Annotated in this window: 24 protein-coding genes, 1 tRNA gene and 1 riboswitch; of the genes, 16 read left to right on the top strand and 9 right to left on the bottom strand. The window is 70.0% G+C overall.

All coding sequences use genetic code 11. The annotated features are described in order from the left end of the window. Positions 1–11: 11 nt before the first annotated feature. On the bottom strand, positions 12–449 hold the full coding sequence (locus FY549_RS04625) for an SRPBCC family protein (RefSeq protein ID WP_149084036.1): 438 nt from the start codon (positions 447–449) through the stop codon (positions 12–14). 168 nt (positions 450–617) lie between these two features. On the opposite strand from FY549_RS04625, the gene FY549_RS04620 reads away from it, so the two are divergent. The 4 genes from FY549_RS04620 to FY549_RS04605 all read left to right on the top strand — a co-directional run bounded on the left by FY549_RS04620 (position 618) and on the right by FY549_RS04605 (position 4,512). After that, complete coding sequence (locus FY549_RS04620; RefSeq protein WP_149084035.1) at positions 618–1,946, top strand: cytochrome P450; 1,329 nt, start codon at positions 618–620, stop codon at positions 1,944–1,946. A gap of 99 nt (positions 1,947–2,045) precedes the next feature. Next, the gene (locus FY549_RS04615; RefSeq protein ID WP_149085991.1) at positions 2,046–3,230 is read left to right on the top strand and encodes a zinc-dependent alcohol dehydrogenase; all 1,185 of its coding nucleotides are present in this window, start codon (positions 2,046–2,048) and stop codon (positions 3,228–3,230) included. A 65-nt stretch (positions 3,231–3,295) separates the two neighbouring features. Beyond that, positions 3,296–3,541 (top strand): hypothetical protein, encoded by a 246-nt coding sequence (locus FY549_RS04610; RefSeq protein WP_149084034.1) that lies wholly within the window; start codon positions 3,296–3,298, stop codon positions 3,539–3,541. After that, a complete protein-coding gene (locus FY549_RS04605; RefSeq protein WP_149084033.1) occupies positions 3,538–4,512 on the top strand; it encodes an SRPBCC domain-containing protein in 975 nt (324 codons plus the stop codon). The genes FY549_RS04610 and FY549_RS04605 overlap by 4 nt, the downstream gene beginning before the upstream one ends. 8 nt (positions 4,513–4,520) lie before the next feature. On the opposite strand, the gene FY549_RS04600 is transcribed toward FY549_RS04605, so the two are convergent. Beyond that, positions 4,521–4,832, bottom strand: a complete 312-nt coding sequence (locus tag FY549_RS04600) for a hypothetical protein (protein ID WP_149084032.1) — start codon at positions 4,830–4,832, stop codon at positions 4,521–4,523. A gap of 147 nt (positions 4,833–4,979) precedes the next feature. Beyond that, the gene (locus FY549_RS16690) at positions 4,980–5,114 is read right to left on the bottom strand and encodes a hypothetical protein (protein WP_255218720.1); all 135 of its coding nucleotides are present in this window, start codon (positions 5,112–5,114) and stop codon (positions 4,980–4,982) included. Positions 5,115–5,466: 352 nt separating this feature from the next. On the opposite strand from FY549_RS16690, the gene FY549_RS04595 reads away from it, so the two are divergent. From FY549_RS04595 to FY549_RS04585, 3 genes are read left to right on the top strand one after another with little or no spacing between them, the layout of a single operon-like run. Continuing rightward, on the top strand, positions 5,467–5,754 hold the full coding sequence (locus FY549_RS04595; protein WP_149084031.1) for a hypothetical protein: 288 nt from the start codon (positions 5,467–5,469) through the stop codon (positions 5,752–5,754). 27 nt (positions 5,755–5,781) lie between these two features. Continuing rightward, positions 5,782–6,255 carry a MarR family winged helix-turn-helix transcriptional regulator gene (locus FY549_RS04590; RefSeq protein ID WP_149084030.1) on the top strand — a complete coding sequence of 158 codons (474 nt, stop codon included), beginning with the start codon at positions 5,782–5,784 and terminating at the stop codon, positions 6,253–6,255. Beyond that, positions 6,252–7,055 (top strand): SDR family oxidoreductase, encoded by an 804-nt coding sequence (locus tag FY549_RS04585; RefSeq protein WP_149084029.1) that lies wholly within the window; start codon positions 6,252–6,254, stop codon positions 7,053–7,055. Before FY549_RS04590 ends, FY549_RS04585 begins: the two co-directional genes overlap by 4 nt. 10 nt (positions 7,056–7,065) lie before the next feature. On the opposite strand, the gene FY549_RS04580 is transcribed toward FY549_RS04585, so the two are convergent. From FY549_RS04580 to FY549_RS04570, 3 genes are all read right to left on the bottom strand, one after another. Beyond that, on the bottom strand, positions 7,066–7,671 hold the full coding sequence (locus FY549_RS04580) for a hypothetical protein (RefSeq protein WP_149084028.1): 606 nt from the start codon (positions 7,669–7,671) through the stop codon (positions 7,066–7,068). Beyond that, positions 7,649–9,346 (bottom strand): cytochrome b, encoded by a 1,698-nt coding sequence (locus tag FY549_RS04575; protein ID WP_149084027.1) that lies wholly within the window; start codon positions 9,344–9,346, stop codon positions 7,649–7,651. The genes FY549_RS04580 and FY549_RS04575 overlap by 23 nt, the downstream gene beginning before the upstream one ends. A 74-nt stretch (positions 9,347–9,420) precedes the next feature. Next, positions 9,421–9,678 carry a hypothetical protein gene (locus tag FY549_RS04570; RefSeq protein WP_149084026.1) on the bottom strand — a complete coding sequence of 86 codons (258 nt, stop codon included), beginning with the start codon at positions 9,676–9,678 and terminating at the stop codon, positions 9,421–9,423. A gap of 130 nt (positions 9,679–9,808) precedes the next feature. Continuing rightward, positions 9,809–9,873: riboswitch (guanidine-III (ykkC-III) riboswitch) on the bottom strand. 162 nt (positions 9,874–10,035) lie between these two features. Here FY549_RS04570 and FY549_RS04565 point away from each other — a divergent pair. The 3 genes from FY549_RS04565 to FY549_RS04555 are packed head-to-tail and all read left to right on the top strand — an operon-like array spanning position 10,036 to position 11,921. Further along, a complete protein-coding gene (locus FY549_RS04565; protein ID WP_149084025.1) occupies positions 10,036–10,350 on the top strand; it encodes a DMT family transporter in 315 nt (104 codons plus the stop codon). A 1-nt stretch (position 10,351) separates the two neighbouring features. Next, complete coding sequence (locus FY549_RS04560; RefSeq protein ID WP_149084024.1) at positions 10,352–10,729, top strand: DMT family transporter; 378 nt, start codon at positions 10,352–10,354, stop codon at positions 10,727–10,729. A gap of 55 nt (positions 10,730–10,784) precedes the next feature. Further along, a complete protein-coding gene (locus FY549_RS04555; protein ID WP_259614122.1) occupies positions 10,785–11,921 on the top strand; it encodes a calcium:proton antiporter in 1,137 nt (378 codons plus the stop codon). A 7-nt stretch (positions 11,922–11,928) separates the two neighbouring features. Here the strand turns inward: FY549_RS04555 and FY549_RS04550 are convergent, their stop codons facing one another. From FY549_RS04550 to FY549_RS04540, 3 genes are all read right to left on the bottom strand, one after another. Then, positions 11,929–12,399, bottom strand: coding sequence for a hypothetical protein (locus FY549_RS04550; RefSeq protein ID WP_149084022.1), 471 nt, complete (start codon positions 12,397–12,399; stop codon positions 11,929–11,931). A gap of 66 nt (positions 12,400–12,465) precedes the next feature. Next, positions 12,466–17,682 (bottom strand): beta strand repeat-containing protein, encoded by a 5,217-nt coding sequence (locus FY549_RS04545; RefSeq protein ID WP_187614925.1) that lies wholly within the window; start codon positions 17,680–17,682, stop codon positions 12,466–12,468. A 334-nt stretch (positions 17,683–18,016) separates the two neighbouring features. After that, positions 18,017–18,099 (bottom strand) — tRNA-Leu (locus FY549_RS04540). A 144-nt stretch (positions 18,100–18,243) separates the two neighbouring features. Between FY549_RS04540 and FY549_RS04535 the strand changes: the two genes are divergently transcribed. From FY549_RS04535 to FY549_RS04510, 6 genes are read left to right on the top strand one after another with little or no spacing between them, the layout of a single operon-like run. Further along, positions 18,244–18,969: an FhaA domain-containing protein gene (locus FY549_RS04535; RefSeq protein ID WP_149084020.1), complete on the top strand. Its 726-nt coding sequence runs from the start codon at positions 18,244–18,246 to the stop codon at positions 18,967–18,969. Further along, positions 18,966–19,481, top strand: a complete 516-nt coding sequence (locus FY549_RS04530) for an FHA domain-containing protein (RefSeq protein ID WP_149084019.1) — start codon at positions 18,966–18,968, stop codon at positions 19,479–19,481. The genes FY549_RS04535 and FY549_RS04530 overlap by 4 nt, the downstream gene beginning before the upstream one ends. 7 nt (positions 19,482–19,488) lie before the next feature. After that, positions 19,489–20,793 (top strand): PP2C family protein-serine/threonine phosphatase, encoded by a 1,305-nt coding sequence (locus FY549_RS04525; protein ID WP_149084018.1) that lies wholly within the window; start codon positions 19,489–19,491, stop codon positions 20,791–20,793. After that, complete coding sequence (locus tag FY549_RS04520) at positions 20,790–22,175, top strand: FtsW/RodA/SpoVE family cell cycle protein (protein WP_149084017.1); 1,386 nt, start codon at positions 20,790–20,792, stop codon at positions 22,173–22,175. Before FY549_RS04525 ends, FY549_RS04520 begins: the two co-directional genes overlap by 4 nt. Before the next feature lies 1 nt (position 22,176). Continuing rightward, complete coding sequence (locus tag FY549_RS04515) at positions 22,177–23,631, top strand: peptidoglycan D,D-transpeptidase FtsI family protein (RefSeq protein WP_149084016.1); 1,455 nt, start codon at positions 22,177–22,179, stop codon at positions 23,629–23,631. After that, positions 23,628–25,379, top strand: a complete 1,752-nt coding sequence (locus FY549_RS04510) for a serine/threonine-protein kinase (RefSeq protein WP_149084015.1) — start codon at positions 23,628–23,630, stop codon at positions 25,377–25,379. The genes FY549_RS04515 and FY549_RS04510 overlap by 4 nt, the downstream gene beginning before the upstream one ends. Positions 25,380–25,392 lie beyond the last annotated feature (13 nt).

The following is a 25,392-nucleotide window of genomic DNA, read 5'->3' as shown; positions in this document are numbered from 1 at the left end:
AGCGCGGCGGCTCAGGTCGCCCGCCCCTCGGCCAGGAAACCGAGGCGCTGCAGGGTCTCGGCGTTGCGCCAGCGGAGCATCGGCGTGGCGAGGAACCGGGGCACGACGGTGGCGGGACCCTTCACGGGTTCCTCGTCGATTCGCACCTGGCACCCGGTGGGGGTCGTGCGCGCTCGGATCGTCACCTGGGCTTCGCCGACCGGCCACCCTCGGGCCCGCAGCACCGCGCGGTGGGGCGGATGCCATTCCAGGAGCTCCGTGGTGTCGTCGAGAAGCGCGGGCCAGGTACCGACCGAGTGGTGCAGTCGTGCGCCGGCAGCCGGCCAGGAGTCGTCCACGTCACGCATTCGCGAGGCGCCGACCACCCACGAGGGGTAGAGCCAGCCGTTCGCCAGCACGCGGAACACGTCATGGGTGGTGCACGTCAGGTCGCGGGTGTTGGTGGCCATGGTTCCTCCGTTCCGCGCCCATCCTCCGCGGGCCGGTATCCGTCGCACAGGTGCTTGACATCGGCGTCCGTGACGGCCCGACACGGCGGCAGGCCCTCGGGCTAGCACACTCCACGGGAGCACGCCTCCCCCTTGGGAGCCGTCGCCGTGCCGTGACAGGGTCGAGCCATGCTTGAGCGATTGACGTCCCGACTGTCCCACAGCGTCGACGCGGTGCTCCACGAGGACTCGCCCTCGCTGCTGACCCGCGGCTATGACTTCGGCGAGCGCATCTGGCGGCGCGCTCGCCCGGGCGCCCGCGCCGCCCCGCTGCGGCTTTTGGGCCATCCGGCCGTCTTCGTCCGCGGCGCCGAGGGCGTGGAACTGTTCTATGACGAGAGTCGCATCGCCAGGGTCGGGGCCATGCCGGGAGTCATCCGCGAGCCGCTGTTCGGGCACGGCTCGGTGCACGCCCTCGACGGCGCCGCGCACCGTCACCGTAAAGCCACCTTCGTGGAAGCGGCGTACGAGGATGCACAGGTCGAGCGGCTCGTTCCGTACCTCGAGGAGGAATGGGCCGCGGAACGGACTGCCTGGCGGGCGGGTGGCACCCGGAGCGCGTACGACGCGGCCGTCGGTGCCTTCGGACGGGCCATGATGCGCTGGGCCGGCCTCCCCGGGACGGCCGCCGCGCAGACGCGCTGGGCCTCCCGACTGGCGCAGATCGTCGACGGTTTCGGTGCGCCGTACTCCCCCGCCTATCTCGAGGCCTTCGCGAACCGGATCTTCTCGAACCGTCACGCACGGCGCCTCATCGAAGCAGTCCGCTCGGGGGCCCTCACCGCTCCCGACGGCACGGCTCTCGCCCTGTGGGCAGCGCACCGCGACGAGAACGGCGCGGTGCTGCCCGCCGAGGTCGCCGGTGTCGAGCTGCAGAACAGCATCCGGCCGATGATCGCCGCTGCGCGCTTCGTGGCCTTCGCTGCGAAGCAGCTGCACGATCACCCGGAGTGGCGTACGCGGATCGCCGCGGAGACGGCCGAGCGTGGCGCCCTCGTCGGCGGACCGCTCGCGACGATGTTCGCTCAGGAGGTCCGGCGAACCGGGCTGTTCGTGCCGATGCTGCCCGGCCGGACCACCACGGAGGTCGAGATCGAGGGCCTCACCGTCCCGGAAGGCGGCCGTGTCGTGCTGGACATCCTCGGCACCGACACCGACGCGCGGTCGTGGTCGCATCCGGAGCGCTTCGCTCCGGAGCGATTCGCCGACGTGGACGACTACGAGGAGCTCGTGACCTTCATCCCCCAGGGTGGAGGCGACGTGGTCACCGGGCACCGATGCCCCGGGGAAAAGCTCGTCATCGCCGGCCTCTCCGCTGCCGTCGCCGTACTGAGCGAACCGGAACTGACGGTGCTCGATGAGGGTCTCGAGGTCAACCGCCGCCGCCTTCCCACCAAGCCCTCCTCCGGCGGACGCGTGCGCGCGGCGGGCTCGGGGCGCGGCTGCCCCTTCCACTGACCGGGTCGCACGTCGCCCGCGAGCTGTCAACCCGGTGGCCAGGCCGGCGCACGCCGGAGAGCGTGGAGGGACGACAGACATCGAGACGTGGAGGACATGATGAAGGCACTCACCTGGCAGGGCAAGCGGAACGTGACGGTCGAGGAGGTCGCCGATCCGGTCATCCAGCAGCCGGCAGACGCCATCATCCGCATCACGTCGTCGGCCATCTGCGGGTCCGACCTCCACCTCTATGAGCTCCTCGGCCCGTTCCTCGACCGCGGGGACATCCTCGGCCACGAGCCGATGGGAGTCGTCGTGGAAGTCGGCGCCAACGTCACGAAGCTGAAGCCGGGCGACCGGGTCGTCATCCCCTTCACCATCTCCTGTGGGGTGTGCTTCTTCTGCCTCCGGGGCCTGCAGTCGCAGTGTGAGACGACGCAGGTGCGCAAGTACGGCAGCGGAGCGGCGCTGTTCGGCTACACGAAGCTCTACGGCCAGGTCCCGGGCGGGCAGGCCGAGTACCTGCGCGTACCGCTGGCGGACTACAACCACATCCCGGTCGCGCCGGACCTTCCCGATGAGCGGTACCTCTTCCTCAGCGACATCCTGCCGACCGCGTGGCAGGGCGTCGAGTACGCGCAGCTTCCGGAGCGCGGTACCCTCGCGGTGATGGGGCTCGGCCCCGTCGGGCAGTTCGTGAGCCGCATCGCCCGGCACCGCGGCCACCGTGTCATCGCCGTCGAGCCTGTCGCGGAGCGCCGTGCCATGGCAGAACGGCACGGGATCGAGACTCTCGACCTCACGGACACGGCCGTCGAGGAGATCCGCGACGCTACCGAGGGGCGGGGGGCCGACGCCGTGGTGGACGCGGTGGGCCTGGAGGCACACGGCAACAGCGGCGTGGAGTTCGTGCAGAAGGCAGTCGGCCTGCTTCCCGACCCCGCCGCGCGGCAGATGCTCGACAAGGCCGGGGTCGACCGGCTCGCGGCCGTGTACGCCTCGATCGACGCGGTCCGTCGTGGCGGGACCGTCTCGCTGAGCGGTGTGTATGCGGGCGACGCCGACATCCTGCCCATGAAGACCCTGTTCGACAAGCAGATCAGCCTGCGGATGGGGCAGTGCAACGTGAAGAACTGGATCGACGACATCCTGCCGCTCGTCGAGGACCCGTCCGACCCGCTCGGCGTGATGGACTTGACGACGCATCACGCCGCCCTCGAAGACGCACCGGAGCTGTACCGGACGTTCCAGGAGAAGAAGGACGGCTGCATCAAGGTCGTGCTGCACCCGTCCGCCGCGTGATGCGACGAGGGACTCCGTGAGCAACCTGAGTTGACAGCGCGTCGATAGCAACGTAGGTTGACGGCATGGAGTCCCTCGACATCGCCCGCGTCGCTGCGGATACTGCCGATCCCCGCGCCGGACTGCGCGCCGTGGCCTCGCTGCGCACGCTCGCCGACGCGCTCGAACTGCGGCAGGTCGAAGCCGCGCTGCGCGCCGGGATGAGCTGGCAGACCATCGCGGATGCGCTCGGCGTCACGCGGCAGGCCGTGCACAAGAAGCACAGTCGCCGCATCGATCCGACCATCCCGGTTCCGCGGAGGAACGCATGAGCCGCTTCACTCAGGCCGCCGCGACCATGCACACCCTGTCGCTTGCGGCGATGGAAGAGGTGTCGCGCCTCGGCATGCACGACGCGGACATCGACCACCTGCTCCTCGCCCTCACACTGGACGCGGATACCGGCGGACAGGTGCTGCGGCGAGCGGGTGTCCACCTCGAGGCGGCACGGACCGCGGTCGAAGCACAGCACGCCGCACAGCTTCAGACGGTGGGAGTGGACGCCCTCTCGGTCGGCCCCGGTCGCATCGTGTTCCACGAGACAGAGGGCTACGACTGGACGGACCGCGCCCTCGCGGTGCTCCGCGCCGCCTCCAGCGGGGAGCGACGCGGAGACTCGGCCGCCGTGCTCCGAGCGCTCCTCGCCGAGCCCAGCGGCCTCGTCGCCGCCATCCTCGACCGCCTCGCCGTGACGGCGGATGAACTCGCGCGGCAGCTCGACGACGTCGCAGCCGCCGCCGCCGTCCAGCCACCGAAGGGCGCCTCCGGGATCAGCGGCTCTCGCTCCATGTTCGTGCCGGCTGCCGTGAAGGATGTCTGGGCTCTGCTCAGCGTCGCCGAACGCCTACCGGAATGGGAACAGAGCGTCGGCGCCGTGGCTCCCGCGCCGGGCTCCGGCGGCTGGGAGGCGTTCGCTCCGACGACGGCCCCCGACGGACGACCTCTCCGCCACAAGCCGGTGCTCCGGCGTCAGCGCGTGCTGTGCGTGGAGCGGGAGGAATCCGCGCTCGTCACCTGGCGCTTCGAGTACCCCGACGCGCCGCGCTCGAACCCCCGCCTCCTCACCCTCGCGCTGGAACCCGCTGCGGGCGGGACCCAGCTCCGGGCGAAGCTGACGTGGGAAACGGGTCGCCGCGGGCCGCTTCGGCGTGCGCTGCGGAGACTTCTGCTCCCCCTGCTTCGCGGGTTGGTGTTCGTCCAGCTCGTCCAGATCGACAGCGGGATCAGCCGCGTCTTCCGCTGACCGGCTCCTCAGTCGTCCTCGTGCCGCGGACCGATCCCCGGCTCCTGGCTGTGGGTCGACTCGTACGCGGGCTCCGGAGGGTTCTTCGAGGCGGGGTCCACGCGGGCGGCGTTGCCGGCTCCGGCGTCGGCCCCGGCACCGCCGGCCGGCACGTCCTGCAGGCCGTCCGGATCGTCGCCACCGCGTTCGGCGAGATGCGCTGCGACGCCTTGCCTGGAGGGCCCGTCGCCGGACTCGACGAGGTCCTCCTCCTCCGGCCGCAACGGCTCCTCCGGCTCCAACGGCTCGTCCGGGTACATGAAGGCTTCGGGATTCGACATGACGCGCTCCTCTCGTGGCAGGACTCCAGCGTGCGTCGGATCCGCGCTCAGGACAAGGCCCGTTGACAGGGCGCCGCCGCCCCGGTAGCCCCGTCCCGCGCACCGGCGGGCGCAGCGGAAGACCGCCGCCCCGCCGGGCCGGAGTCCTCAGCTCTTCGCGCCCTTGCGAGGCTTGAGGAACTCGTCCGGGGCGTTCTTCGCGCGCTTCGCCGCCCGCTTCTCCTTGAGCGAGAGCTGCGGCGCCTTCTTCCCTGCGCGACCCGGTGTGGACTTTCCTGACATGGCGCTTCCCCTTTGTGACTGGCTGGCGTAACCCCCGACCATACCCGGAAGCACAGAGAAGTCAAATTTCCCGCTGAACGGGGGAAAAGCGTACGTGGTCGCGCCGCTCGACGGGTCCCGCCGAGCGTTCCCTGTTCCGCGTTATTTTGAATCACTAAAAATAACGTGGTACGGTCGGAGGGCAGCGCACGGCAAGGCCGAGCACTCCGCAGGACTCCGACCGACGTCCGTGGAGACGCGCCGCCGCAGACCGCACACCGAAACCGGGGCACCCGCCCCGCGTTCGGGTGCGCGCACCGCGAGGGATCTCATCCCTCCGCGCGAGCCTGCCCACCCCGAGAGAGGAATCCCGATGTCAGAGACCGACGCCATCCTGCGGCTGCATCCCGCGGAACTGCATGCCACCCCGCCGCTCGCCGCGGAAGGCGACCGCTTCGTCGCCGAGCTCGCCTCCCCCGCTCTCGGGGCATGCTCGTTCGTGCTCGGTCCACAGGGCACTCCGCCGCCCGCGTGGATCGTGCTCGACTACGCCGACGGACAGCAGCGCCGGTGGCGGCGCGCGCGGCGCGCGGGCGGCCGGCCCTTCTTCACGCTCGCGGAGGACACGGCCAGCGAGGGATACGTCACTACTGTTGCCTGAGGCAACTTTGAGGCGTACCCTGGAGGCATGACCACCCGCGAAGACGTCGCCCACATCCACGTGGCGCTCGTCCGGGTGGTCTCGGAATGGAGCGAGAGCGACCTGCAGCGCCAGGTCGCGGAGGCCGTCGACGTCGCTCTCGATCCGTCCACCATCCGCGCGCTCTACCTCCTCGGGGTGAACGGGGGGGCGATGGGCTTCGGCGATCTGGCCACGCATGCGACGCTGTCGCGGCCCACCACGTCGAAGCTCGTCGCCCGCATGGCGACCCAGGGTGTCGTCGACCCGGTGCGCTCGGGGCGCACGGTCGAGGTGCGGCTGACGGACGCGGGCCGACGCGCCTATTCGCGGCTCGTCGATGCCGGCCACCGCATGGTCGACGACGCACTCAGCGGCTGGTCGCCGGACGAGATCGACGGTTTCCGTCGTCAGCTCACTCGCTTCGTCACCGCACTGTCCGGCACGCCGCCGGTGATGTCCATCAAGGAGGAAACCCCATGACCCGCACCTATGTCGTCACCGGATCCGCATCCGGCATCGGCGCCGCCACCACCGAACTGCTCCGCTCGCAGGGCCACACCGTCATCGGCGTCGACCTCGCCGGTGCCGAAGTCGAGGGCGATCTGTCGACTCACGGAGGGCGCCTGGCTGCGGCGAGCGCCGCCGTCGAGATGGCCGACGACGGGATCGACGCCGTCATCGCCTGTGCCGGCATCTCGGCCCCGATCTCCAAGACGATGTCCATCAACTTCTTCGGCGTCACCGAGTTCCTGTCAGCACTGCAGCCCACCCTGAGCCTGGCAGACGCGCCGCGCGCCGCCGTGGTGTCGTCGATGGCCTCGCTGCAGCCGGTCTCGCCAGAACTCGTCGAGGCCGCCCTCGCCGGCGACGAGGCGCGTGCGATCGAGATCGGCGACCGGCTGGCCGCGTCGCCGGAAGCCGGCTTCCTGAACTACTCGTCCAGCAAGCGCGCTCTGTCGCGCTGGGTCCGTCGCGAGAGCGTGACCCCGGCGTGGGCGGGCGCGGGCATCCCCCTCAACGCCGTCGCACCCGGCACGGTCACCACGGCCATGACCGCCGGTCTGCTCGACTCGCCCGAAGGCCTGGCGATGGTGGACGCCGCCGTGCCCATGCCCCTCAACTACCACCAGCCGGCGTCCTCGATCGCCGAGCTCCTCGTGTGGCTGACCAGCCCGGTCAACACCCACATGGCGGGCCAGACGATCTACTGCGACGGCGGGGCGGATGCCGTGCTGCGCGGCGACGACATCTGGTCCTGGAACGACGCCCCGCGGAGCTGAGCCCGCCCGGTCATCCTCGCCGACGCCCGGACGGCGTTCCGCGGAGGATGGCGTAGGCCCCGAGGGTGGGGGACCGCACCGCCCCGTCCTGCCGGAGCGGGTGCTCCTCCCCCTCGTGCACCGCGAGCAGCACGACGTAGCCGAGCTCCTCCGCCGCGTTCCCCCACCCGTGCGGTACCGCGTTCTCCCGCGCCGCCTCGGTGTGCGCGCCCCACACTTCCGCGAGGTCGCGCACCCGCAGGCGATCGTCGCCGTCGAACTCCACCGCCACCCGCCCGGGCGGCGCCAGAGGACCGTTGACCGGAGGCTCCAGCACGCTCCAGCCGCCGGCCCGCAGCCGCCGGGCGTCGCCTCCTCCTGCCGGGAGCCGCAGCACCAAGCCGGGGGCGCGCCGATCGCCGTGGGCGACGAGGACGAACAGAAATGTCGGCTCTCTGCCTTCCGCCCGCTGCGACGGAGAGGAGCGGCGGACGATGGCGATCCCCGCGGCCACGGCGAGCGCACCTCCGGCCCAGGGGAGCCCCGCGAGGAGGAAGGCGACCACGACGACGGCGAGTCCGACACCCGCGCCGACCCTGCGGCCCGCGAGAGGCTCAGCGGTCCTCGAGCGACCCATGCGTCCGGCCGTCCCTCTCGATCTCGCCGTCCGGCTCGGGGGCCTGCGACGTGTGCCCGGCATCGATGCGGTCGATGTCGGCCTGTGTGAGCGGGGCGAGACGGTCCTCGAAGAACCAGCGCGACATCGCCGAGCGGAGGTTCTCCGTCCACGGGATTCGGCCCTTGGCGTTCGGGCGCACCACGAGGGGCTCGTAGCCGTCGACGTCGATGAGCTTCCAGCGGTCGTAGGTGTCGACCGGCTGGTGCACCTCGATGAACTCGCCGCCGGGGAGGCGGACGATGTGCCCGGACTCGAAGCCGTGGAGGACGATCTCACGGTCCTTCTTCTGAAGTGCGATACAGATGCGCTTCGTGACGAAGTAGCCGATGATCGGCCCGAGGAACAGCAGCGCCTGCAGCGTGTGGATGACGCCTTCCATGGTGAGCATGAAGTGCGTCGCGATGAGGTCGGACGACGCCGCCGCCCACAGGACTGCGTAGAAGATGACGCCGGCGACGCCGATCGCCGTGCGCGTGGCCGCGTTGCGCGGACGCTGGGCGATGTGGTGCTCGCGCTTGTCGCCGGTGACCCACGCCTCGATGAACGGGTAGAAGAGCACCGTGAGGATGAAGAGACCCATCACGGCTACCGGGACGATGATGCCGAACGACCAGGTGCGATCGAACAGCACGATGTCCCAGTTCGGCGGAGCGAGACGGAGCGCGCCGTCCGCGAACCCGATGTACCAGTCCGGCTGCGTCCCCGCCGAGATCGGTGACGGGTCGTACGGGCCGTAGATCCAGAACGGCAGGATCTGGAAGAAGGTTCCCAGCACCGCGATCACCCCGAAGACGAGGAAGAAGAACCCGCCCATCTTCGCCGCGTACACCGGCATGATCGGGTAGCCGACAACGTTCGCGTTCGTGCGGCCGGGGCCCGCGAACTGCGTGTGCTTGTTCACGATCATCAGGAGCATGTGCACCGCGATGAGTGCGATCACCAGCATCGGCAGGATGAGGATGTGCAGGGTGTACAGGCGCCCGACGATGTCGGTACCGGGGAACTCGCCGCCGAAGAGGAGGAACGAGGTCCAGGTGCCGATCAGCGGAAGGCCCTTGATCATGCCGTCGATGATGCGGAGGCCGTTGCCCGAGAGCAGGTCATCGGGCAGCGAGTAGCCGGTGAAGCCCTCGGCCATCGCGAGGATGAACAGGACGAAGCCGATCACCCAGTTCAACTCACGCGGCTTGCGGAACGCGCCCGTGAAGAACACGCGCAGCATGTGCAGTCCGATGCCCGCGACGAAGACCAGCGCGGCCCAGTGGTGCATCTGTCGAACGAGCAGCCCGCCCCGGATATCGAAGGAGATCCGGAGAGCGGAGTCGAACGCGGCCGTCATCTCCATGCCGCGCATCGGGGCGTAGGCGCCGGTGTAGTGGGTCGGCACCATGGACGCCTGGAAGAAGAAGGTCAGGAACGTGCCGGTGATGAAGACGACCACGAACGCCCAGAGCGCGATCTCCCCCAGCATGAACGACCAGTGATCGGGGAACACCTTCCGCCCCAGCTCCTTCACGAGCCCGGAGATGCTGGTGCGCTCGTCGATGTAGTTCGACGCGGCACCGACGAAGCGTGCACCCCGCTTCGGCGGGGCGTCGGGCGGGGTCTGGTCGCGAGTGCCGGTCGTGGCCATGATGCGTGTCCTCTTCGGGATCGGTCAGGAGATGGTCGGGGTCGGGGTGGTGTCGGGAAACGGCTCGAGCGGCGTCAGCGCTCGCTGCGCACGGACGCGGCCCGCGCGCGCAGGGCCGTCATCCGACGCTCCACCCGGCGCAGCTCGAGCCAGGCATCGACATCGCGGATCTCGAGCGCTGCCAGGTCGCCCTCCGTCAGCGCGTGCAGCCGTTCGTGGCTCAGGTCGTCGTAGCGGACGGCGTGGTCGTACCCGCGCGTGAAGGCACGCGCCAGCCCGAGGATGACGGTGAGGATGGCCAGCCCGATGATCGTTCCGAAGAGCGCGTCCACGGAACCTCCCTTCCGAGGATGCGGCGATGCGGTCGGCGGAAGGGCGGGAAACCGAGAAGGCCGGCATGCACGGAGGGGCGGAGGCTGCGGGGGCGGTTCCACCGGCGAGATGCGACACGAGACGACCTTCTTGGTCAGTCTTGTCGCTCTGCGGGTACTGCGCCCTCGTCCGCAGGTTCGGATTGCGAACCTGGGGCCACCGTAGCAGAGAGCGCTTCGCCGTCGCCAGCCACAGCCCGCGCGCGCCTGCACAGGTGATGTTGTGGTTCACGAGCTAGCCTGGCGGTACTCCGGCCCCCGGAGCAGCGGACGAGGGAGCAGTACCCGCACACGACGACTGACTCAGAAGGAGTCGTCATGTCCTGGGTGATCCTCGTCGCATCCGGCGTCCTCGAGGCGGTGTGGGCCACCGCGCTGTCCGCCTCGAAGGGGCTGAAGAGGCCCCGGCCCACGGTGCTGTTCGTCGTCGCGCTCACCCTCAGCATGCTGGGCCTCGCGTGGGCCATGACCGACCTGCCGACGGGGACCGCCTATGCGGTGTGGGTGGGGATCGGAGCCTCGCTCACCGTCATCTGGGCCATGGTGACCGGCACGGAGCGGGCCTCGCTCCCCCGCATCCTGCTCCTCCTGCTGCTGGTCGGAAGCGTGGTCGGACTCAAGGTGGTGAGCTGAGATGGCGTGGGCGGTCCTTGTGACCAGCGCCGTCCTCGAAGCCGTCTGGGCGACGGCGCTGGGGGCCTCGGGCGGTTTCACGAAGCCCCTGCCGACGGTGGTCTTCCTCGCGGCGCTGACGCTGAGCATGATCGGCCTCGGCTCGGCGATGAAGACGATCCCCATCGGCACCGCCTATGCCGTGTGGGTCGGCCTGGGGGCGGTGCTCACCGTCTCCTGGGCGATGCTCACCGGCGAGGAGACCTTCTCCGCAGGCAAGGCCGTGTTCATCGCCGGGATCGTGGCGGCCGTCATCGGACTCAAGCTCGTGAAGACCCCGGCGCGTACGATCGAAGTCTGCGCACCCGCGCAGCGCTGCGAGCAGGACGACCTGACGTAAGGATCATTCGGGGACGGCCCCGATCGTCGAGGAGCGCTCCATGTCCGGATCGTCGATGAGACAGCTGATCGCACCGAGCGATCTCCTGCGTGTGGCCCTGGGGTGGGGGGCGTTCGTCGCCCTGCTCGTCCTGCACCCCGTACTCGCGCCCCCGGTCCCCGGTCCGCTGCTGGTCCTCACCCTCGCGGCGATCGTCGCGGTCATCCTCGTGTGCGCGTTCGGGGTCGTGAAGCAGGCCGAGGCTCTCGCGCACCGGCTCGGGGATCCCTACGGATCGCTGGTGCTGACCCTGTCGATCGTGCTGATCGAGGTCATCCTCATCTCGGCGGTGATGCTCGGCCCGGGCGAGCACGCCACGATCGCGCGCGACTCGGTCATGGCCGTGTCGATGATCATCCTCAACCTCGTCATCGGTCTGGCCCTCCTCCTCGGCGGCCTGCGCCATCGCGGAATGGCGCACAACCGTACCGGCACGTCGGCGTACCTGTCGATGCTCGTGGTCCTCGTCGCTCTGGCGTTCGGGCTCCCTGGGCTCATCGGCGACGCGGGTGCGTACACGGTCGGCCAGGAGATCCCGATCATCGTCCTCACGCTCGCGCTGTACGCGTTCTTCCTCATCCGCCAGATGGGTCCGCAGGCCGATGACTTCACCGAGGTCGACGAGCGGCTGCGGTCCGCGGGCCGTCCGACCGCGACAGCGGAGCCGCGGGTCCCCGTCCGGCAGGTGCTCGCCACCCATCGTGTCGAAGTGCTGACCCGCCTCGCCCTCCTCGTCGTGACGGTCCTCCCCATCGTGCTGCTCTCGCACGACATGGCGGCGCTCCTCGACGACGGTCTCGGACGGCTCGGCGCCCCCGTCGCTCTGGCGGGCCTCCTGATCGCAGGCATCGTGTTCCTCCCGGAGTCGATCACCTCGATCCGCGCGGCCCTGAACGGCGAGGCGCAACGAGTGAACAACCTCTGCCACGGCGCGCTCGTGTCGACGGTCGGCCTGACCATCCCGGCGGTCCTCCTGATCGGCATGCTCACCGGGCAGGAGGTCGTGCTCGCCGAGTCGCCGGCGAACCTCCTCATGCTCGCCGTGACGCTGCTGCTCTCCGTCACCACCTTCGCGGCGAAGCGGGTCACCGCGATGCACGGTGCCGCCCACCTGGTGACCTTCGGGGTCTACGTCCTCGTCCTGTTCAGCTGAGGCGGGGTCACGATGCCGGGCCGACGCCGCGGAGGGCGCAGAGGGTCGTGCTCGGCGCGGTGAAGTCGGCGGTGACCGTCCACTCCGCCTCCTCTCCCGGGGCGACATCGACCGTGGTCTGGCCGGAGCCGACGACCGTGGCGGCATCGGTCGTGAAGAACACCGTCACGACATAGGTGGCGTCGTCGTCCGTCGCGTTGCCGACCACGCCCTGGGCCGTTCCCGCACCGCCGCCGGACTCGCACGAGGTGATCTGCGTGCCCGCGCGCACCGCGGGGCTGTCGGGCACCTCGTCCGGGACGCTGGTGGCGGCGACCACACCGGGCTTCTCGCCGGGGATCTGCGGCGCACCGGAGGCGATCGTGGGCGTGGGCTCCGGCTCGGTCGGCTCCCCGGTGCAGGCGGCGAGCGCGATCCCGGTGGCCACGAGCGCCACGAGTGCTGCCGCCGTCCTGCGGGGCCGGGCTCTGCGAGACACGGGTCCTCCTCTCGGTGCCGCCGTCCGTGACGAGTGCCGTGGACTCGTCACGGACGGCGGACTCGACTACTGCTGCTCCTGGTCCCGTCGTCGCACGCCTCGGGTGAGTCCGAGGCCGAGCCCGGCGAGGACCATGACCCCGCCGAGGAGCAACCCGCCTGCCGAGAGCGTGCCGCCGGTGACCGCGAGTCCGGTCGGCGGCGGAGGAAGGACTCGGGTGAAGACCTCCGATGACGGCGGATCGATGGGGCCTCCGGGAGTGTTCCCCGTGACCGTGGCGACGTTGCGAACCCCGCCGCGGCGGACGTCGTCCTCGTCGATGGTGTGGGGAGGCACCGTGCACGTCATCTGCGCTCCGGAGGCGAGACTCGTCGCCGGGCAGGTCACGGGTCCGGCGGTCGGATCGGTGACGGCGATGTCGTCGACGGTCTGCGCCCCGATGTTCGTGACGATGATCGTCCACTCCACGCGGTCACCGAGATCCGTGCGCCCGTTGCCGTTCACGTCGACGGCGATGGCTCTCTTCTCGATGTCCAGCCCGTTCGTCCCCTCGAAGGGCACGCGCACCGTCGACGGCGGGGATACCGGCGGCTCTCCCTCCCCCGGCGGGTCTCCGGTCGCCGTCGCCGTGTTCGTGAGCGCGCCCGAGTCCACATCGGCCTGCGTGGTCGTGTAGCTCGCGGTACAGGTCACCGTCTGCCCGGGGAGCATGCTGCTGGCCTCCGCCGGGCAGTCCACGGGCGACAGGTCGCCCGTTCCGGAGAACTCGCCCTCGTCGATCGCGACATCCGTCAGGGTGACGTTGCCCGTGTTGGTCACGACGAAGTTGTACTGCAACACCTGCCCGACCGTGGTCATCGCGGCCGGCGTCGCGGACTTGACGATGCTCAGGCCCGGAGCCGGAAGTGCGGGCACCCTGGCCTCCGCAGGCGGGGACACCGGCGGCTCGAGATCTCCCGGTGGCACGCCGGTCGCCGTGGCCGTGTTCGTCACCTGTCCCGCATCGATGTCGGCCTGGGTCAGTTCATATGTGGCCGTGCAGATGACCTGGGCTCCCGGGGTCATGGATGCCGCGCCGGCCGGGCAGTCGATGGCGGACAGCGTGCCCGTTCCCGAGAAGGATCCCTCCTCGACCGTGACGTCGGTGAGCGTGACGTTGCCCGTGTTCGTGACGACGAACGAGTACGTCACCTCCTGACCGACCTCGTAGGTGTCGGGGCTGTCCGGGCTCGCCGACTTGACCAGGCTGATCGCCGGCGTCCGCTCACCGGGGACCACCACGGTCGACGGGGGCGACACCGGAGGCTCCCCACCGCCCGGCGGGTTGCCGGTGACGGTGGCGGCGTTCGTGATCTGCCCGGCATCCAGGTCCGCTTGTGTCACCACGTACTCGGCGGTACAGGTCACCTGCGCGCCCGGAGCCATCGAGGCGATTCCGGCGGGGCACTCCACCACCGGCGGCGTCCCCGTCCCGGTGAAGGCGGTCTCCGTCACCGTGGCATCCGTGATCGTCACGTTGCCGGTGTTCGTCACGAGGAACGAGTAGGTGATGGTCTGACCCGCGGCGGTGATCGTCGCCCGATCCGCGCTCTTCACGACCGACAGGCCCGGCTCCGGGTCGCCAGGGAGCTCCACCGTCGACGGGGGCGACACCGGGGGCTCACCGGACGGCGGCGTGCCCGTCGCCGTCGCCGTGTTGGTGAGTCGCCCGGCATCCACGTCGGCCTGGGTCAGCGTGTAGCTAGCGGTGCAGGTCACCTGTGCGCCCGGAGCGAGCGACGCCGCACCGGCAGGACAGGTGATCGGCGACAAGTCGCCGGACCCGGAGAACGCCGTCTCGTCCACGGTCACGTCGGTGAGCGTGACGTTGCCCGTGTTGGTCACCACGAACGAGTAGGTGATCTCCTGGCCCACGTCGTAGTCTGCCGCGGTGTTCGGAGACGCCGACTTCACGACCGTGATGCCCGGCGACTCGATCGAGGGCACGACCACGGTCGACGGCGGCGACACCGGCGGCGTGCCGGGACCGGGCGGGTCGCCCGTCACCGTGGCGGTGTTCGTGACGCCACCGGCGTCCACGTCCTCCTGCGTCACCACGTACGGGGCGGTACACGTGACCGTGGCTCCCGGAGCGAGTGACGCCGCCCCCGCCGGGCACGTCACGACCGGTGCCGTCCCCGTCCCGGTGAACGTCACCTCGGTGACGCCGACATCGGTCAGGGTCACGTTGCCCGTGTTCGTGATGAGGAAGGAGTAGGTGATCGTCTGTCCGGCGGCCGTGATCTCCGTCCGGTCGGCGGTCTTGGCGACGGTCAGGGACGGAGCGGGCGGGACCGTGACGATCGCGGTCGACGGCGGCGAGACCGGCGGTTCGATCTCCCCGGGAGGCGTGCCGGTGGCGGTCGCGGTGTTCGTGATCTGGCCCGCATCGATGTCAGCCTGCGTGGTGGTGTACGTCGCCGTGCAGGTGATCTGCGCAGAGGGCGCGAGAGACGCCGCACCCGCAGGACAGGTGATGGCCGGCGCCGTTCCCGTCCCGGTGAAGGCCGTCTCGGTCACGGTCACGTCGGTGAGCGTCACATTGCCTGTGTTCGTCACGAGGAAGGAGTAGGTGATGGGCGTGCCGACCGTCGCCACGGTGGCGGGATCGGCCGACTTCACGACCGTGATGGCGGGCGACTCGATGGCCGGCACCACGACGGTGGACGGGGGTGACACCGGCGGTTCACCGCCTCCAGGCGGGTTGCCGGTGCCCGTGGCCGTGTTCGTCAGCTGTCCCGCATCGATGTCGGCCTGGGTCACCACGTACGGAGCCGTGCAGGTGACCGTGTCACCGGGAGCGAGCGACGCGGCACCCGCGGGGCAGGTCACCACGGGCGGCGTCCCCGTGCCGGAGAAGGACACCTCGTCGACCCCGACGTCGGTGAGCGTCACGTTGCCCGTGTTGGTGAGCAGGAAGGAGTACGTGATGGTCTGCCCTGCCGTGGTGATCTCGCTGCGGTCGGCGGTCTTCGCGACCGTCAGTGCCGGAGCGGGCGTGACCGGGATCTCGACGGTCGATGGCGGGGAGACAGGCGGCGTGCCGTCCGGCGGGGTCCCCGTGGCGGTCGCCGTGTTCGTCAGGGCGGCCGTGTTGTAGTCCGCTGCGGTCACGGTGTAGTCCGCCGTGCAGGTCACCTGCGCACCCGGGGCCAGCGACGCCGCACCGGCCGGGCACGTGACCTCAAGGGGTCCGGTTCCCGTGAAGGCGCCCTCATCGACGGTGACGTCGGTCAGCGTCACGTTGCCGGTGTTGGTCACGAGGAAGGAGTAGGCGATGACCTGTCCCGCCTCCGTGATGGCCGTCGTGTCGGCGGACTTCGCGAGGGTGATCGCCGGCGCCGGGTCGACCGGCACGCGGACGGTCGACGGTGGGGAGACGGGCGGGACCAGCGACCCGGGGGGCACGCCGGTCGCGGTGGCGGTGTTGCTGACCGATCCGTTGTCCACGTCAGCCTGGGTCAGGGTGTAGCTGGCCGTACAGGTCACCTGCGCCCCGGGCGCGAGCGGCGTCGTCGGGCACACCGCGGGTGAGAGGGAGCCCGATCCGTCGAACGCGGTCTCGTCGATCGAGACGTTCGTCACCGTCACGTTTCCGGTGTTGGTGACGACGAAGGAGTAGTCGATCACCTGGCCGACCACGAAGTCGTCCGGGCCGGACGGGGTCGCGGACTTCACGACGGTGAGCGAGGTGGACTGCGACGCCGTGACGACCGCGCTGCTCACATTGCTCTCCACGCCGCTCCCCGCGGCGGAGGTTCCCGTGGCGAGCGCGGAGTTCGTGATGGTGCCGGCGTCGACATCTGCCTGCGTCGGGGCGTACGTGGCCGTGCACGTCGTGCTCTCCCCCACCGCGAGTGCCGTGGCCGCGCAGGTGATCGGGCCGAGCGTACCGGTGCCGCTGAAAGACGTCTCCGTGATGCCGATGTCCGAGATCGCCACGTTCCCCGTGTTGGCGACGGCGAAGCTGTAGGTGACGGTCTGGCCGGCGGCGGCGATCGTCGTCGGGGACGCCGTCTTCGTCAACTCCAGCACGGGCGCCGCAGCGGTGATCGAGAGGGCGTAGTCCTCCACCTCACCGGGGCCGCCGGTGCCGGTAGGCGTCGAGGTCGTGAGGGTCGAACCCGCGCCGATCCGGAATCGCGCGAACGTCTGTCCGGCGACCGTCTGCGGAGCGATGCCCGACCACGTCAGCGTGAACGACGACCCGTCCGGCGTCCCCGCCGGCACCACGACGGATGCGCCCTCGTTCGCGTCGAAGACGCCGTTGCGGTTGAAGTCCACCCAACCGACCAGGGTGGCTGGAACCCCGGAGAGCTTGTTCGAGGCCAGCACGGAGACCGAGTAGGAATCGGTGACGCCCGCGATGATCTCCCCGAACGCGGAGACGGCGGTCTCATCGTCGATGGTCTGGTTCGGAGCCGTTCCCCCGACGGCGTCGTCGCCGGTGGCCGAGCCGTTCGACTGCATCGCCGTCTCGGCGTCGGCCGACCAGCCGAGGTAGGTCGCGGCATTCAGCTCCTGAGACACCGAGCCATAGCTCGCCGGGGCGTCACCGAAGTCGTCGGCGATCGTCGTGCAGGAGGGAGTGAACCCGTCGATGCCCTCGCCACCGCCCTGTGCCCGATAGCCGCGGACGAGGATGTCACTCGTGCCGGTGGTCCCTCCGGGGCCGCACTGCGGTGCAGGCGTGTCCAGACCTCCGGTCGTGTTGAGGTTCTCGCCCGCCGTGAGCACCGTCGGCGTGGCCGAGAGGTCGATGCGGAGTTCGCCCGCCGCCGTGAACACGAGCGGCCGACAGGTGATCTGCACGGACGAGGGCCACCGGTTGGTCCCGTCGCCGACGAAGGTGGTGCCCGTGATGCGGTGGACGTAGGTGTTCGCCGGGCACACCGCGGTCTGGAGGTCGCCTCGCCCCTCGTCGAACGTGGGCCCGGTGATCCACGTGGGGTTCACGACCGGGGTGATCGCACCGGCGTTTGAGACGGTGATCGTGGCGCACTGGAGACTCATCCGCACGAGGATCGAGTTGGCGTTCGTCGGACTGACGTTCTGCCGGTTCTCCGTCTGCACACCGGTGAGCAGCGAGTTCGCCGGACACTCCGTCGGGGCGTTGAAGTCCTTGTCGGAGCCGATCGTCGTCCCCTCGTACGAGGGTCCGAGATAGAGCTGCGCCGGGTCGCCGGGAGCCGCGACCGCCGGCATCGCCGGTGCGACGAGCGATCCGAGGACGAGAGCGAGCATCGTCGCCACCGCCCACGGTGCGCGCCGGGATGGCGATTTCCGCCGCCTCCGGCCCTTCTCCCCTTCTCGGTCGTCCGACAGCAGACGCAGTGAAAACCGCATGAGCACTCCCGCGCATCGCTCAGTCGGCCCGCCCTCCGAACTGAGATACCGGAGAGATTATTGGAGGGTCCAGCCGGACACCAGGGTGACTTTCGTCTAGAGCGCGCCGACTTTCGTCACGGCGGCGAGGGCTGCCTCGGTCGACGCCGGCAACGAAAAAAGCCGGTCATGTCTGACCGGCCTTTTCCCTCGAGGACCACTACGGGCTGTCTTCATCTAGACAGCCCCGCTGTGCGCGAGGGGGGACTTGAACCCCCACGTCCATACGGACACTGGCACCTGAAGCCAGCGCGTCTACCATTCCGCCACTCGCGCGAGTGTCTCGTTCCGAAGAACTCAACTTTCCGAGGATATCACGCGTTTTCGCCCCCGATGCACACCCCGGAAGGGGCGTCGGCGGCGTTCCCCCAGGTCACCTGGCTACGATGTCGCTAACGGTCGGCATGCCAGAGGAGCCCAGTGGGACTACTTGACAGCTTTGAGAAGGGTCTCGAGCGCGCGGTGAACAGCGCGTTCGCGAAGACCTTCCGCAGCGGCATCCAGCCCGTGGAGATCGCTTCCGCGCTGCGTCGCGAGGCGGACACGACGGCGGCCGTGGTGAGCCGTGACCGCATCATCGCGCCGAACAACTTCGTCGTGCGCCTCAGCCCCGACGACGCGGAGCGCATGCGCGGGCTCGGTGGCGCACTGACGGACGAACTGCATGCCCTCGTCACGAAGCACGCGAAGTCGCAGGGATACAGCTTCGCCGGACCGCTGTCGATCACGCTCGACGCGGATGAGAAGGTCGCCACCGGAACCGTGCGTGTCACGTCGGGCGCCGTCGAGGGACGGGTGAACTGGCAGGCCGTGGTCGACGTCGACGGACGCCGGCACGCGCTGACCCGTGCGCGCACCGTCATCGGTCGCGGGTCGGACGCCGACATCACCATCGCCGATGCGGGGTCGAGCCGGCGCCACGCCGAGATCCTTTGGGACGGCGAGCGCGCCATGCTCCGGGACATGGGCTCCACCAACGGTACGAAGGTCGACGGGCAGAAGCTCCGCGAGGCCGCCCTCCCCTCCGACACCACGATCACGATCGGTCGCACCGACCTCGTGTTCCGCATCGTCCCCGTCGCCACCCCGTCCCGGTCTTCGCGCCCTGGCGACGACGCGACCCGCGCGTTCGGAGCCCTCGGATGAGTGAACTGGTCCTGCTCCTGCTCCGCATCGGCTTCCTCGTGCTGATGTGGTTCTTCGTCTTCGGCGTCGTCTACTCCCTCCGCGCCGACCTGTTCGGCGTCCGCGCGCGCAAGCTTCCGGTCGAGGCCACCGCCGGAGCGCCGGCTGCCGCAGCGGCACCGGCCGCGCCCCCGCGCCCCTCGTCGTCACGGCCGTCGTCCGGCCCGGCGACCGTCGCCACCGCGAAGCGCCTCGTGATCACGTCCGGGCCGAAGGCGGGTCTCGAGCTCCCCCTCGGGTCGGAGGCGATGACGATCGGCCGCTCGAGCGAATCGGCTCTCGTGATCCGCGACGACTACACGTCCAGCCATCACGCCCGGCTCCTGCTCCGCGGCGACACATGGGCGATCCAGGACCTCGACTCGACGAACGGCACGTTCGTGGCCGGCCAGCGCGTGACCGGCGGCCCTGTGTCCCTCAGCCTCGGGACCCCGGTCAAGGTGGGCGCCACGACGTTCGAGTTGAGGGCCTGACGCCGGCATGGTCTTCGAAGGCTCGAGCGCCGCGATCTCCCACACCGGGAAGGTCCGCTCCAACAACCAGGACTCCGGGTACTCCGGGGCGAACCTGTTCGTCGTCGCCGACGGCATGGGCGGTCACGCGGGCGGCGACGTCGCCTCGAGCCTCGCGATCCAGCGCATGGAGCCGCTGGACCACCCCTACTCCTCCACGGAAGACGCGCAGGCCGCGCTCCAGGCGGCCGCCACGACCGCCGCCGGCGACCTCATCCGCGCCGCCAAGGACCGGCCGGAGCTCGCCGGCCTCGGCACCACGCTCAGCGCCATCATCATGGTCGACGAGTACGCGGTCATCGGGCACATCGGCGACTCGCGCATCTACCTCTACCGCGACGACGCCCTCACGCAGATCACCGCGGACCACACCTTCGTGCAGCGGCTCGTCGACTCCGGCCGGATCACGCCCGAAGAGGCCCGCTACCACCCCCGCCGCTCCGTGCTCATGCGAGTGCTGAGCGACATGGACGCCGACCCCGAGCTCGACATGTTCGTCATGCACGCGCAGCCGGGCGACCGGTGGCTGCTGTGCTCGGACGGCCTGTCCGGTGTCGTGGACGAGGCGCGCATCCTCAAGACCATGCAACTCGGGCTCGCCCCTGGCCGCACGGCAGACAACCTCCTCAAGCAGGCTCTCGACGGCGGCGCCCCCGACAACGTGACGATCGTCATCGTCGACGTCGGCGGCCAGCACCCCGTCCACTCCGGCACCGCGACGATCGTCGGCGCCGCGTCGAACCCGTCCGGCGTCTACGTGCCGCCGGTCCGGGCGCCGCGCAGCAACTGGCTGCACCCGGTGCGACAGGCCGCGAACGAGCCGAGCCACTTCGAGCCGGCGCCGGAATACCTCGAAGAGCTGATCGAAGAGGACCGGCGTCGCGCCAAGCGCCGCCGGCTCGGCTGGATCGCCGGAACCCTCGTCGTGCTCGCGATGCTGGGCTTCGCCGCGTTCGCCGCCTACAGCTGGACGCAGACGCGGTACTTCATCGGCGCCGACGAGGACAGCGTCGTGATCTTCCAGGGCGTGCAGCAGAACATCGGTCCGATCACCCTGTCCACCCCGGTCGAGGACACCGACATCCTCCTCGCCGACCTCCCGCCGTACCAGCGGGCATCGGTCGAGCGCACGATCAGCGCCCGGTCGCTCTCGGACGCGATGGCCATCGTGGACCGCCTCCGCACCGGCGCGGAGGCCAACGTCATCGAGCAGACCCCGCTGCCCACACCGCTCCCCTCCCCGAGCGCCACACCGTCGGGAGGTGCCGGATGAGCACCGATGTGCAGGCGGACACCACCGTCATCAAGGCACTGCGGCGCTTGCGGATGCCGCAGACGCAGCGCAACCGCGAGTTCTGGCTGCTGCTGTTCGCCTGCGCGATCAGCGGCGCGGCCCTCACCCTCGTCCAACTGGGCGCCCTGGGCACGATCGACCCCATGATCCTGGCGATCGGCGGCGGACTCGCTGCTCTCGCCTTCGCCCTGCACATCGTGCTCCGTTTCGTCGCCGCCGACGCCGACCCCTTCGTCGTGCCGATCGCCACGCTGCTCACCGGACTGGGCGTGGCGATGATCTACCGGATCGACATCGCCTACGGGAACACGGGGTGGAACGCGTACTCCACCAAGCAGCTCGCCTGGACGGCCATCTCGCTGGCCGGGGCGATCACCGTGGTCATCCTGCTGCGCAACTATCGGATCCTCTTCCGGTACACCTACATCTTCGGCCTCGCCGGAATCCTCCTGCTTCTGCTGCCGTTCGTTCCCGGACTGCGGATCCCGGACGCGAACGCCCAGGTCTGGGTGTCCCTCGGCGGTATGTTCGCCTTCCAGCCGGGCGAGCTCGCCAAGATCTGCCTCGCGATCTTCTTCGCCGGTTACCTCGTCCGCACGCGGGAGAGCCTCACCTCGGTCGGCAAGCGGGTGCTCGGCATCACCTGGCCGCGCATGCGCGAACTGGGACCGGTCCTCGTCGTGTGGCTCGTCTCGCTCGGCATCATCGTCTTCCAGCGCGACCTCGGCACCGGAACACTGATCTTCGGCATGTTCGTCGCCATGCTCTACGTCGCCACCGGCAAGACGAGCTGGGTGCTCATCGGTCTCGGCCTGGTGGTGGCCGGTGTCGCGGCGGCGACCCAGGTCCTCAGCTACGTCCAGGGGCGGTTCGTCAACTGGCTGTTCCTGTTCGACTCCTCGCAGGTCGACCCGGACGGACCCGGCTATCAGCCCATGCAGGGTCTGTTCGGCCTCGCCCGTGGCGGCCTCATCGGCACGGGCTGGGGTCAGGGCCGCCCCGAGATCACCCCCCTCGCGCACAGCGACTACATCATCACGAGCCTCGGCGAGGAGCTCGGCCTCATCGGCCTCTTCGCCATCCTCTGTCTCTACATGGTGTTCGTCAGCCGCGGAGTCCGCATCGGCCTCGCCGGCCAGGACGACTTCGGCAAGCTGCTCGCGACGGGCCTGTCGTTCACGATCGCCCTGCAGGTGTTCATCATGGTCGGGGGCGTCACGCGGCTCATCCCGCTGACGGGTCTGACCACGCCGTTCCTCGCCGCGGGAGGGTCCTCCCTCGTCGCGAACTGGCTCATCGTCGCGCTCCTGCTCCGCATCTCCGACGGCGTCCGCCGTCAGCCCCGGGTGGTGATCGGCTGACATGACCAAAGAGCTCCGCAGACTCAGCATCGTCATGCTGTTCATGTTCATCGCGCTGTTCGCCGCGACGAGCTGGATCCAGGTCGTCGAGACGGACGGGCTGGCCCAGAACCCCCACAACAAGCGCACGCGGCTGGACAGCTACGAGATCCAGCGCGGCGCGATCATCGTGGACGGCAACGCGATCGCCAGCTCGGTCCCGAGCGACGACACGTACCGGTTCCAGCGCGTCTACACCGACCCGGCGATGTGGGAGCCCGTCACCGGCTACTTCAACCCCGCACTCGGCTCCAGCACCGGGATCGAGGAGGCGATGAACGCCGACCTGTCCGGCACCGGCTCCAACGCCTTCTTCGCGGAGATCGAGCGCATCCTCTCCGGTCAGCCCCAGCGCGGGTTCAGCGTCGAGCTGTCCCTGGACACCGCTGCGCAGCGCGCTGCCACCGAGGCGCTGGACGGGCTGCAGGGTGCCGTCGTCGCGATGGACCCGAAGACCGGGCGCATTCTCGCGATGGCCTCCACGCCCGGCTTCGACACCAACCTCATGGCCACCCACGACGCGAACGCGGCCAACGCCACGTACGATCAGCTCGTCGCGGATCCCGGCAAGCCGCTGTCGAACCGCGCGATCGCCGGTGACCTCAACCCGCCGGGCTCGACGTTCAAGCTCGTCGTGGCGGCGGCCGCGTACGCGAGCGGCGAGTGGACCCCGGAGTCCACCCTGCCGAACCCGGCCTCGTACACGCTCCCCGGATCCTCGAGCCGCGTCTCGAACGCGTGGGGCGGCACTTGCGGCTCCGGCCCGACGGTCACGATCGCCGAGGCCATCCGCCTGAGCTGCAACATCCCCATGGCCGAGCTCGCGGTCGAGCTCGGCGACGACAGGATTCGGGAGATGGCGGAGAAGTTCGGGTTCAACCGCAGCTTCGACACGCCGCTCACCTCGACGCCGTCGAGCTACCCCCAGGGTCTCGACGACGCGCAGACCGCCCTCACCGGGTTCGGGCAGGGTCAGGTCACCGCGACGCCGCTCCAGATCGCCATGGTGTCGGCGGGAATCGCCAACGACGGCGTGGTCATGAACCCGCAGATGGTGGACGCCGTGATCGGCAACGACCTCTCGGTGGTCCGGTCGTTCGAGAGCACCGAGTTCGGCCGCGCGATGGAGGCCGACGTGGCCGACGAGGTCACCTCCGCCATGGTCGCCAGCGTCTCAAACGGCGCAGCACAGGGTGCAAGAATAGACGGGGTCGACGTGGCCGGTAAGACGGGAACGGCGGAGAACGGAAACAGGCCGCACACGCTGTGGTTCACGGGGTTCGCCCCCGCGGACGACCCCGCGGTCGCAGTAGCGGTCGTCGTCGAGAACGGCGGCGGACAGGGTCAATCAGGAAGCGGGGACACCATCGCCGCTCCGATTGCGAAGAAGGTCATAGAGGCGGTGCTGGGCAGATGAGACCGACGCAGGGTGTGTCGTTCGGTGGTCGCTACGAGCTGCAGTCGCGGATTGCGATCGGCGGCATGGGCGAAGTGTGGGAGGCGACGGATCACGTCATCGGACGCACGGTCGCCATCAAGATCCTCAAGGACGAGTACATGGGGGACCCCGGGTTCCTCGAGCGCTTCCGTGCGGAGGCGCGTCACGCCGCGCTCGTCAACCACGAGGGCATCGCCAGCGTGTTCGATTACGGCGAGGAGAACGGCAGCGCCTACCTCGTCATGGAGCTCGTTCCCGGCGAGGCGCTCTCGACGATCCTGGAGCGCGACGGCTCGCTGAGCGCCGACAAGACCCTCGACATCGTCGCGCAGACCGCCTCCGCCCTCCAGGCCGCTCACGCGGCGGGCCTCGTACACCGCGACATCAAGCCGGGCAACCTCCTGATCACCCCCGACGGCCGTGTGAAGATCACCGACTTCGGCATCGCTCGCATCGCCGACCAGGTGCCGCTCACCGCGACCGGTCAGGTGATGGGAACCGTCCAGTACCTGTCGCCGGAGCAGGCGTCAGGTCACCCGGCCTCCCCCGCGACCGACACGTACTCGCTCGGCATCGTCGCGTACGAGTGCCTGGCGGGCAAGCGTCCCTTCACCGGCGAGTCGCAGGTCGCGATCGCGATGGCGCAGATCAACGAGCAGCCGCCGCCGCTGCCGCCGACGGTCCCGATCCCCGTGCAGAACCTCGTCATGGCGATGATCGCCAAGAAGCCGGCGGACCGTCCGTCCTCGTCGGCCACGGTGGCGCGCGCGGCCCAAGCGCTGCGCCGCGGCGACCTCAACTCCGCCGCCATCGCCGTGCCCGCCATCGCGACCGGGGGCATCGCCGGCGACGACGACGCCACCCGGATGCTCACCTCCACGGGAGACGACGGCACGACCCGCATCCTTCCCACCACCGCACAGCTGCCCACCGACGCGGCGGCCGCGGAAGAGGAGGAGAAGAAGAAGAAGAAGCGCAGCGCGTGGACGTGGCCGCTCATCGCCCTGCTCGTGCTGCTGCTCATCGTCGTCGCCGGCACGCTGTGGGCGCTGTTCGGCAACCAGGGCAAGGACGCCGACCCGGCCCCCACGGGATCGGCGACCCGTACGCCCACGCAGACCCAGACGCAGACACCCTCCCAGGAGCCCACCCCGGAGGAGACACGCGTCGACGTGACGGCGCTCAACCTGAACGGGATGGACTGCGCCACGGCGACGACCACACTCAAGGACGCCGGGTTCAGCGACATCACGTGCGGCGACGGTGACCCCGCGCCGACCGACGGCGACGTCGGCAAGGTCTACCGGGTGCAGCCCACGGGCAACGTCGAGACGACCACCCCGATCGCGCTCACCGTCTACGCCGGCCGCACGCCGCTTCCCACGCCCACCGATCAGCCGACGATCACCGGCGACCCGATCGCGGGAAGCACGGTGACGATCTCCTGGGGTACCGGCTTCACCTGCCCCAGCGGCACGACCCTCTCCGGATACGTCGTCTCGCTGCAGAACGGCACGTTCGCCTCGGGTGGCCCGAACTTCCAGCCGACCCAGCGCAATGCGCAGGTCGTCGTCGGCGACGCGGTCGGGCAGCAGCTCATCGCCACCTACCAGGGCCTGTGCTCCGGGGGCGACCAGCGCACGTCGAACGCCTCCCCGCCGCTGTCGGTCACCATCGTCGCTCCGCAGGACGGCGAGGGTGACGGCGGAGAGGGCACCGAAGGGTAGCCTGAAGTTCCAG

The organism is Microbacterium sp. 1S1 (assembly GCF_008271365.1).
In the GTDB taxonomy this organism is placed as follows: domain Bacteria; phylum Actinomycetota; class Actinomycetes; order Actinomycetales; family Microbacteriaceae; genus Microbacterium.
Note: the sequence above shows the minus strand (reverse complement) of the source record. Positions and strands in the feature narration are given on the sequence as shown.

Excerpts from the sequence above, each read along its gene's own strand:
- FY549_RS04580 (WP_149084028.1), bottom strand. The coding sequence starts at position 7,671 with ATGGGTCGCTCGAGGACCGCTGAGCCTCTCGCGGGCCGCAGGGTCGGC.
- FY549_RS04600 (WP_149084032.1), bottom strand. The coding sequence starts at position 4,832 with ATGTCGAATCCCGAAGCCTTCATGTACCCGGACGAGCCGTTGGAGCCG.
- FY549_RS04605 (WP_149084033.1), top strand. The coding sequence starts at position 3,538 with ATGAGCCGCTTCACTCAGGCCGCCGCGACCATGCACACCCTGTCGCTT.
- FY549_RS04545 (WP_187614925.1), bottom strand. The coding sequence starts at position 17,682 with ATGCTCGCTCTCGTCCTCGGATCGCTCGTCGCACCGGCGATGCCGGCG.
- FY549_RS04585 (WP_149084029.1), top strand. The coding sequence starts at position 6,252 with ATGACCCGCACCTATGTCGTCACCGGATCCGCATCCGGCATCGGCGCC.
- FY549_RS16690 (WP_255218720.1), bottom strand. The coding sequence starts at position 5,114 with ATGTCAGGAAAGTCCACACCGGGTCGCGCAGGGAAGAAGGCGCCGCAG.
- FY549_RS04560 (WP_149084024.1), top strand. The coding sequence starts at position 10,352 with ATGGCGTGGGCGGTCCTTGTGACCAGCGCCGTCCTCGAAGCCGTCTGG.
- FY549_RS04620 (WP_149084035.1), top strand. The coding sequence starts at position 618 with ATGCTTGAGCGATTGACGTCCCGACTGTCCCACAGCGTCGACGCGGTG.
- FY549_RS04525 (WP_149084018.1), top strand. The coding sequence starts at position 19,489 with ATGGTCTTCGAAGGCTCGAGCGCCGCGATCTCCCACACCGGGAAGGTC.
- FY549_RS04595 (WP_149084031.1), top strand. The coding sequence starts at position 5,467 with ATGTCAGAGACCGACGCCATCCTGCGGCTGCATCCCGCGGAACTGCAT.
- FY549_RS04590 (WP_149084030.1), top strand. The coding sequence starts at position 5,782 with ATGACCACCCGCGAAGACGTCGCCCACATCCACGTGGCGCTCGTCCGG.
- FY549_RS04565 (WP_149084025.1), top strand. The coding sequence starts at position 10,036 with ATGTCCTGGGTGATCCTCGTCGCATCCGGCGTCCTCGAGGCGGTGTGG.
- FY549_RS04625 (WP_149084036.1), bottom strand. The coding sequence starts at position 449 with ATGGCCACCAACACCCGCGACCTGACGTGCACCACCCATGACGTGTTC.
- FY549_RS04510 (WP_149084015.1), top strand. The coding sequence starts at position 23,628 with ATGAGACCGACGCAGGGTGTGTCGTTCGGTGGTCGCTACGAGCTGCAG.
- FY549_RS04615 (WP_149085991.1), top strand. The coding sequence starts at position 2,046 with ATGAAGGCACTCACCTGGCAGGGCAAGCGGAACGTGACGGTCGAGGAG.
- FY549_RS04555 (WP_259614122.1), top strand. The coding sequence starts at position 10,785 with ATGAGACAGCTGATCGCACCGAGCGATCTCCTGCGTGTGGCCCTGGGG.
- FY549_RS04530 (WP_149084019.1), top strand. The coding sequence starts at position 18,966 with ATGAGTGAACTGGTCCTGCTCCTGCTCCGCATCGGCTTCCTCGTGCTG.
- FY549_RS04515 (WP_149084016.1), top strand. The coding sequence starts at position 22,177 with ATGACCAAAGAGCTCCGCAGACTCAGCATCGTCATGCTGTTCATGTTC.
- FY549_RS04575 (WP_149084027.1), bottom strand. The coding sequence starts at position 9,346 with ATGGCCACGACCGGCACTCGCGACCAGACCCCGCCCGACGCCCCGCCG.
- FY549_RS04520 (WP_149084017.1), top strand. The coding sequence starts at position 20,790 with ATGAGCACCGATGTGCAGGCGGACACCACCGTCATCAAGGCACTGCGG.
- FY549_RS04610 (WP_149084034.1), top strand. The coding sequence starts at position 3,296 with ATGGAGTCCCTCGACATCGCCCGCGTCGCTGCGGATACTGCCGATCCC.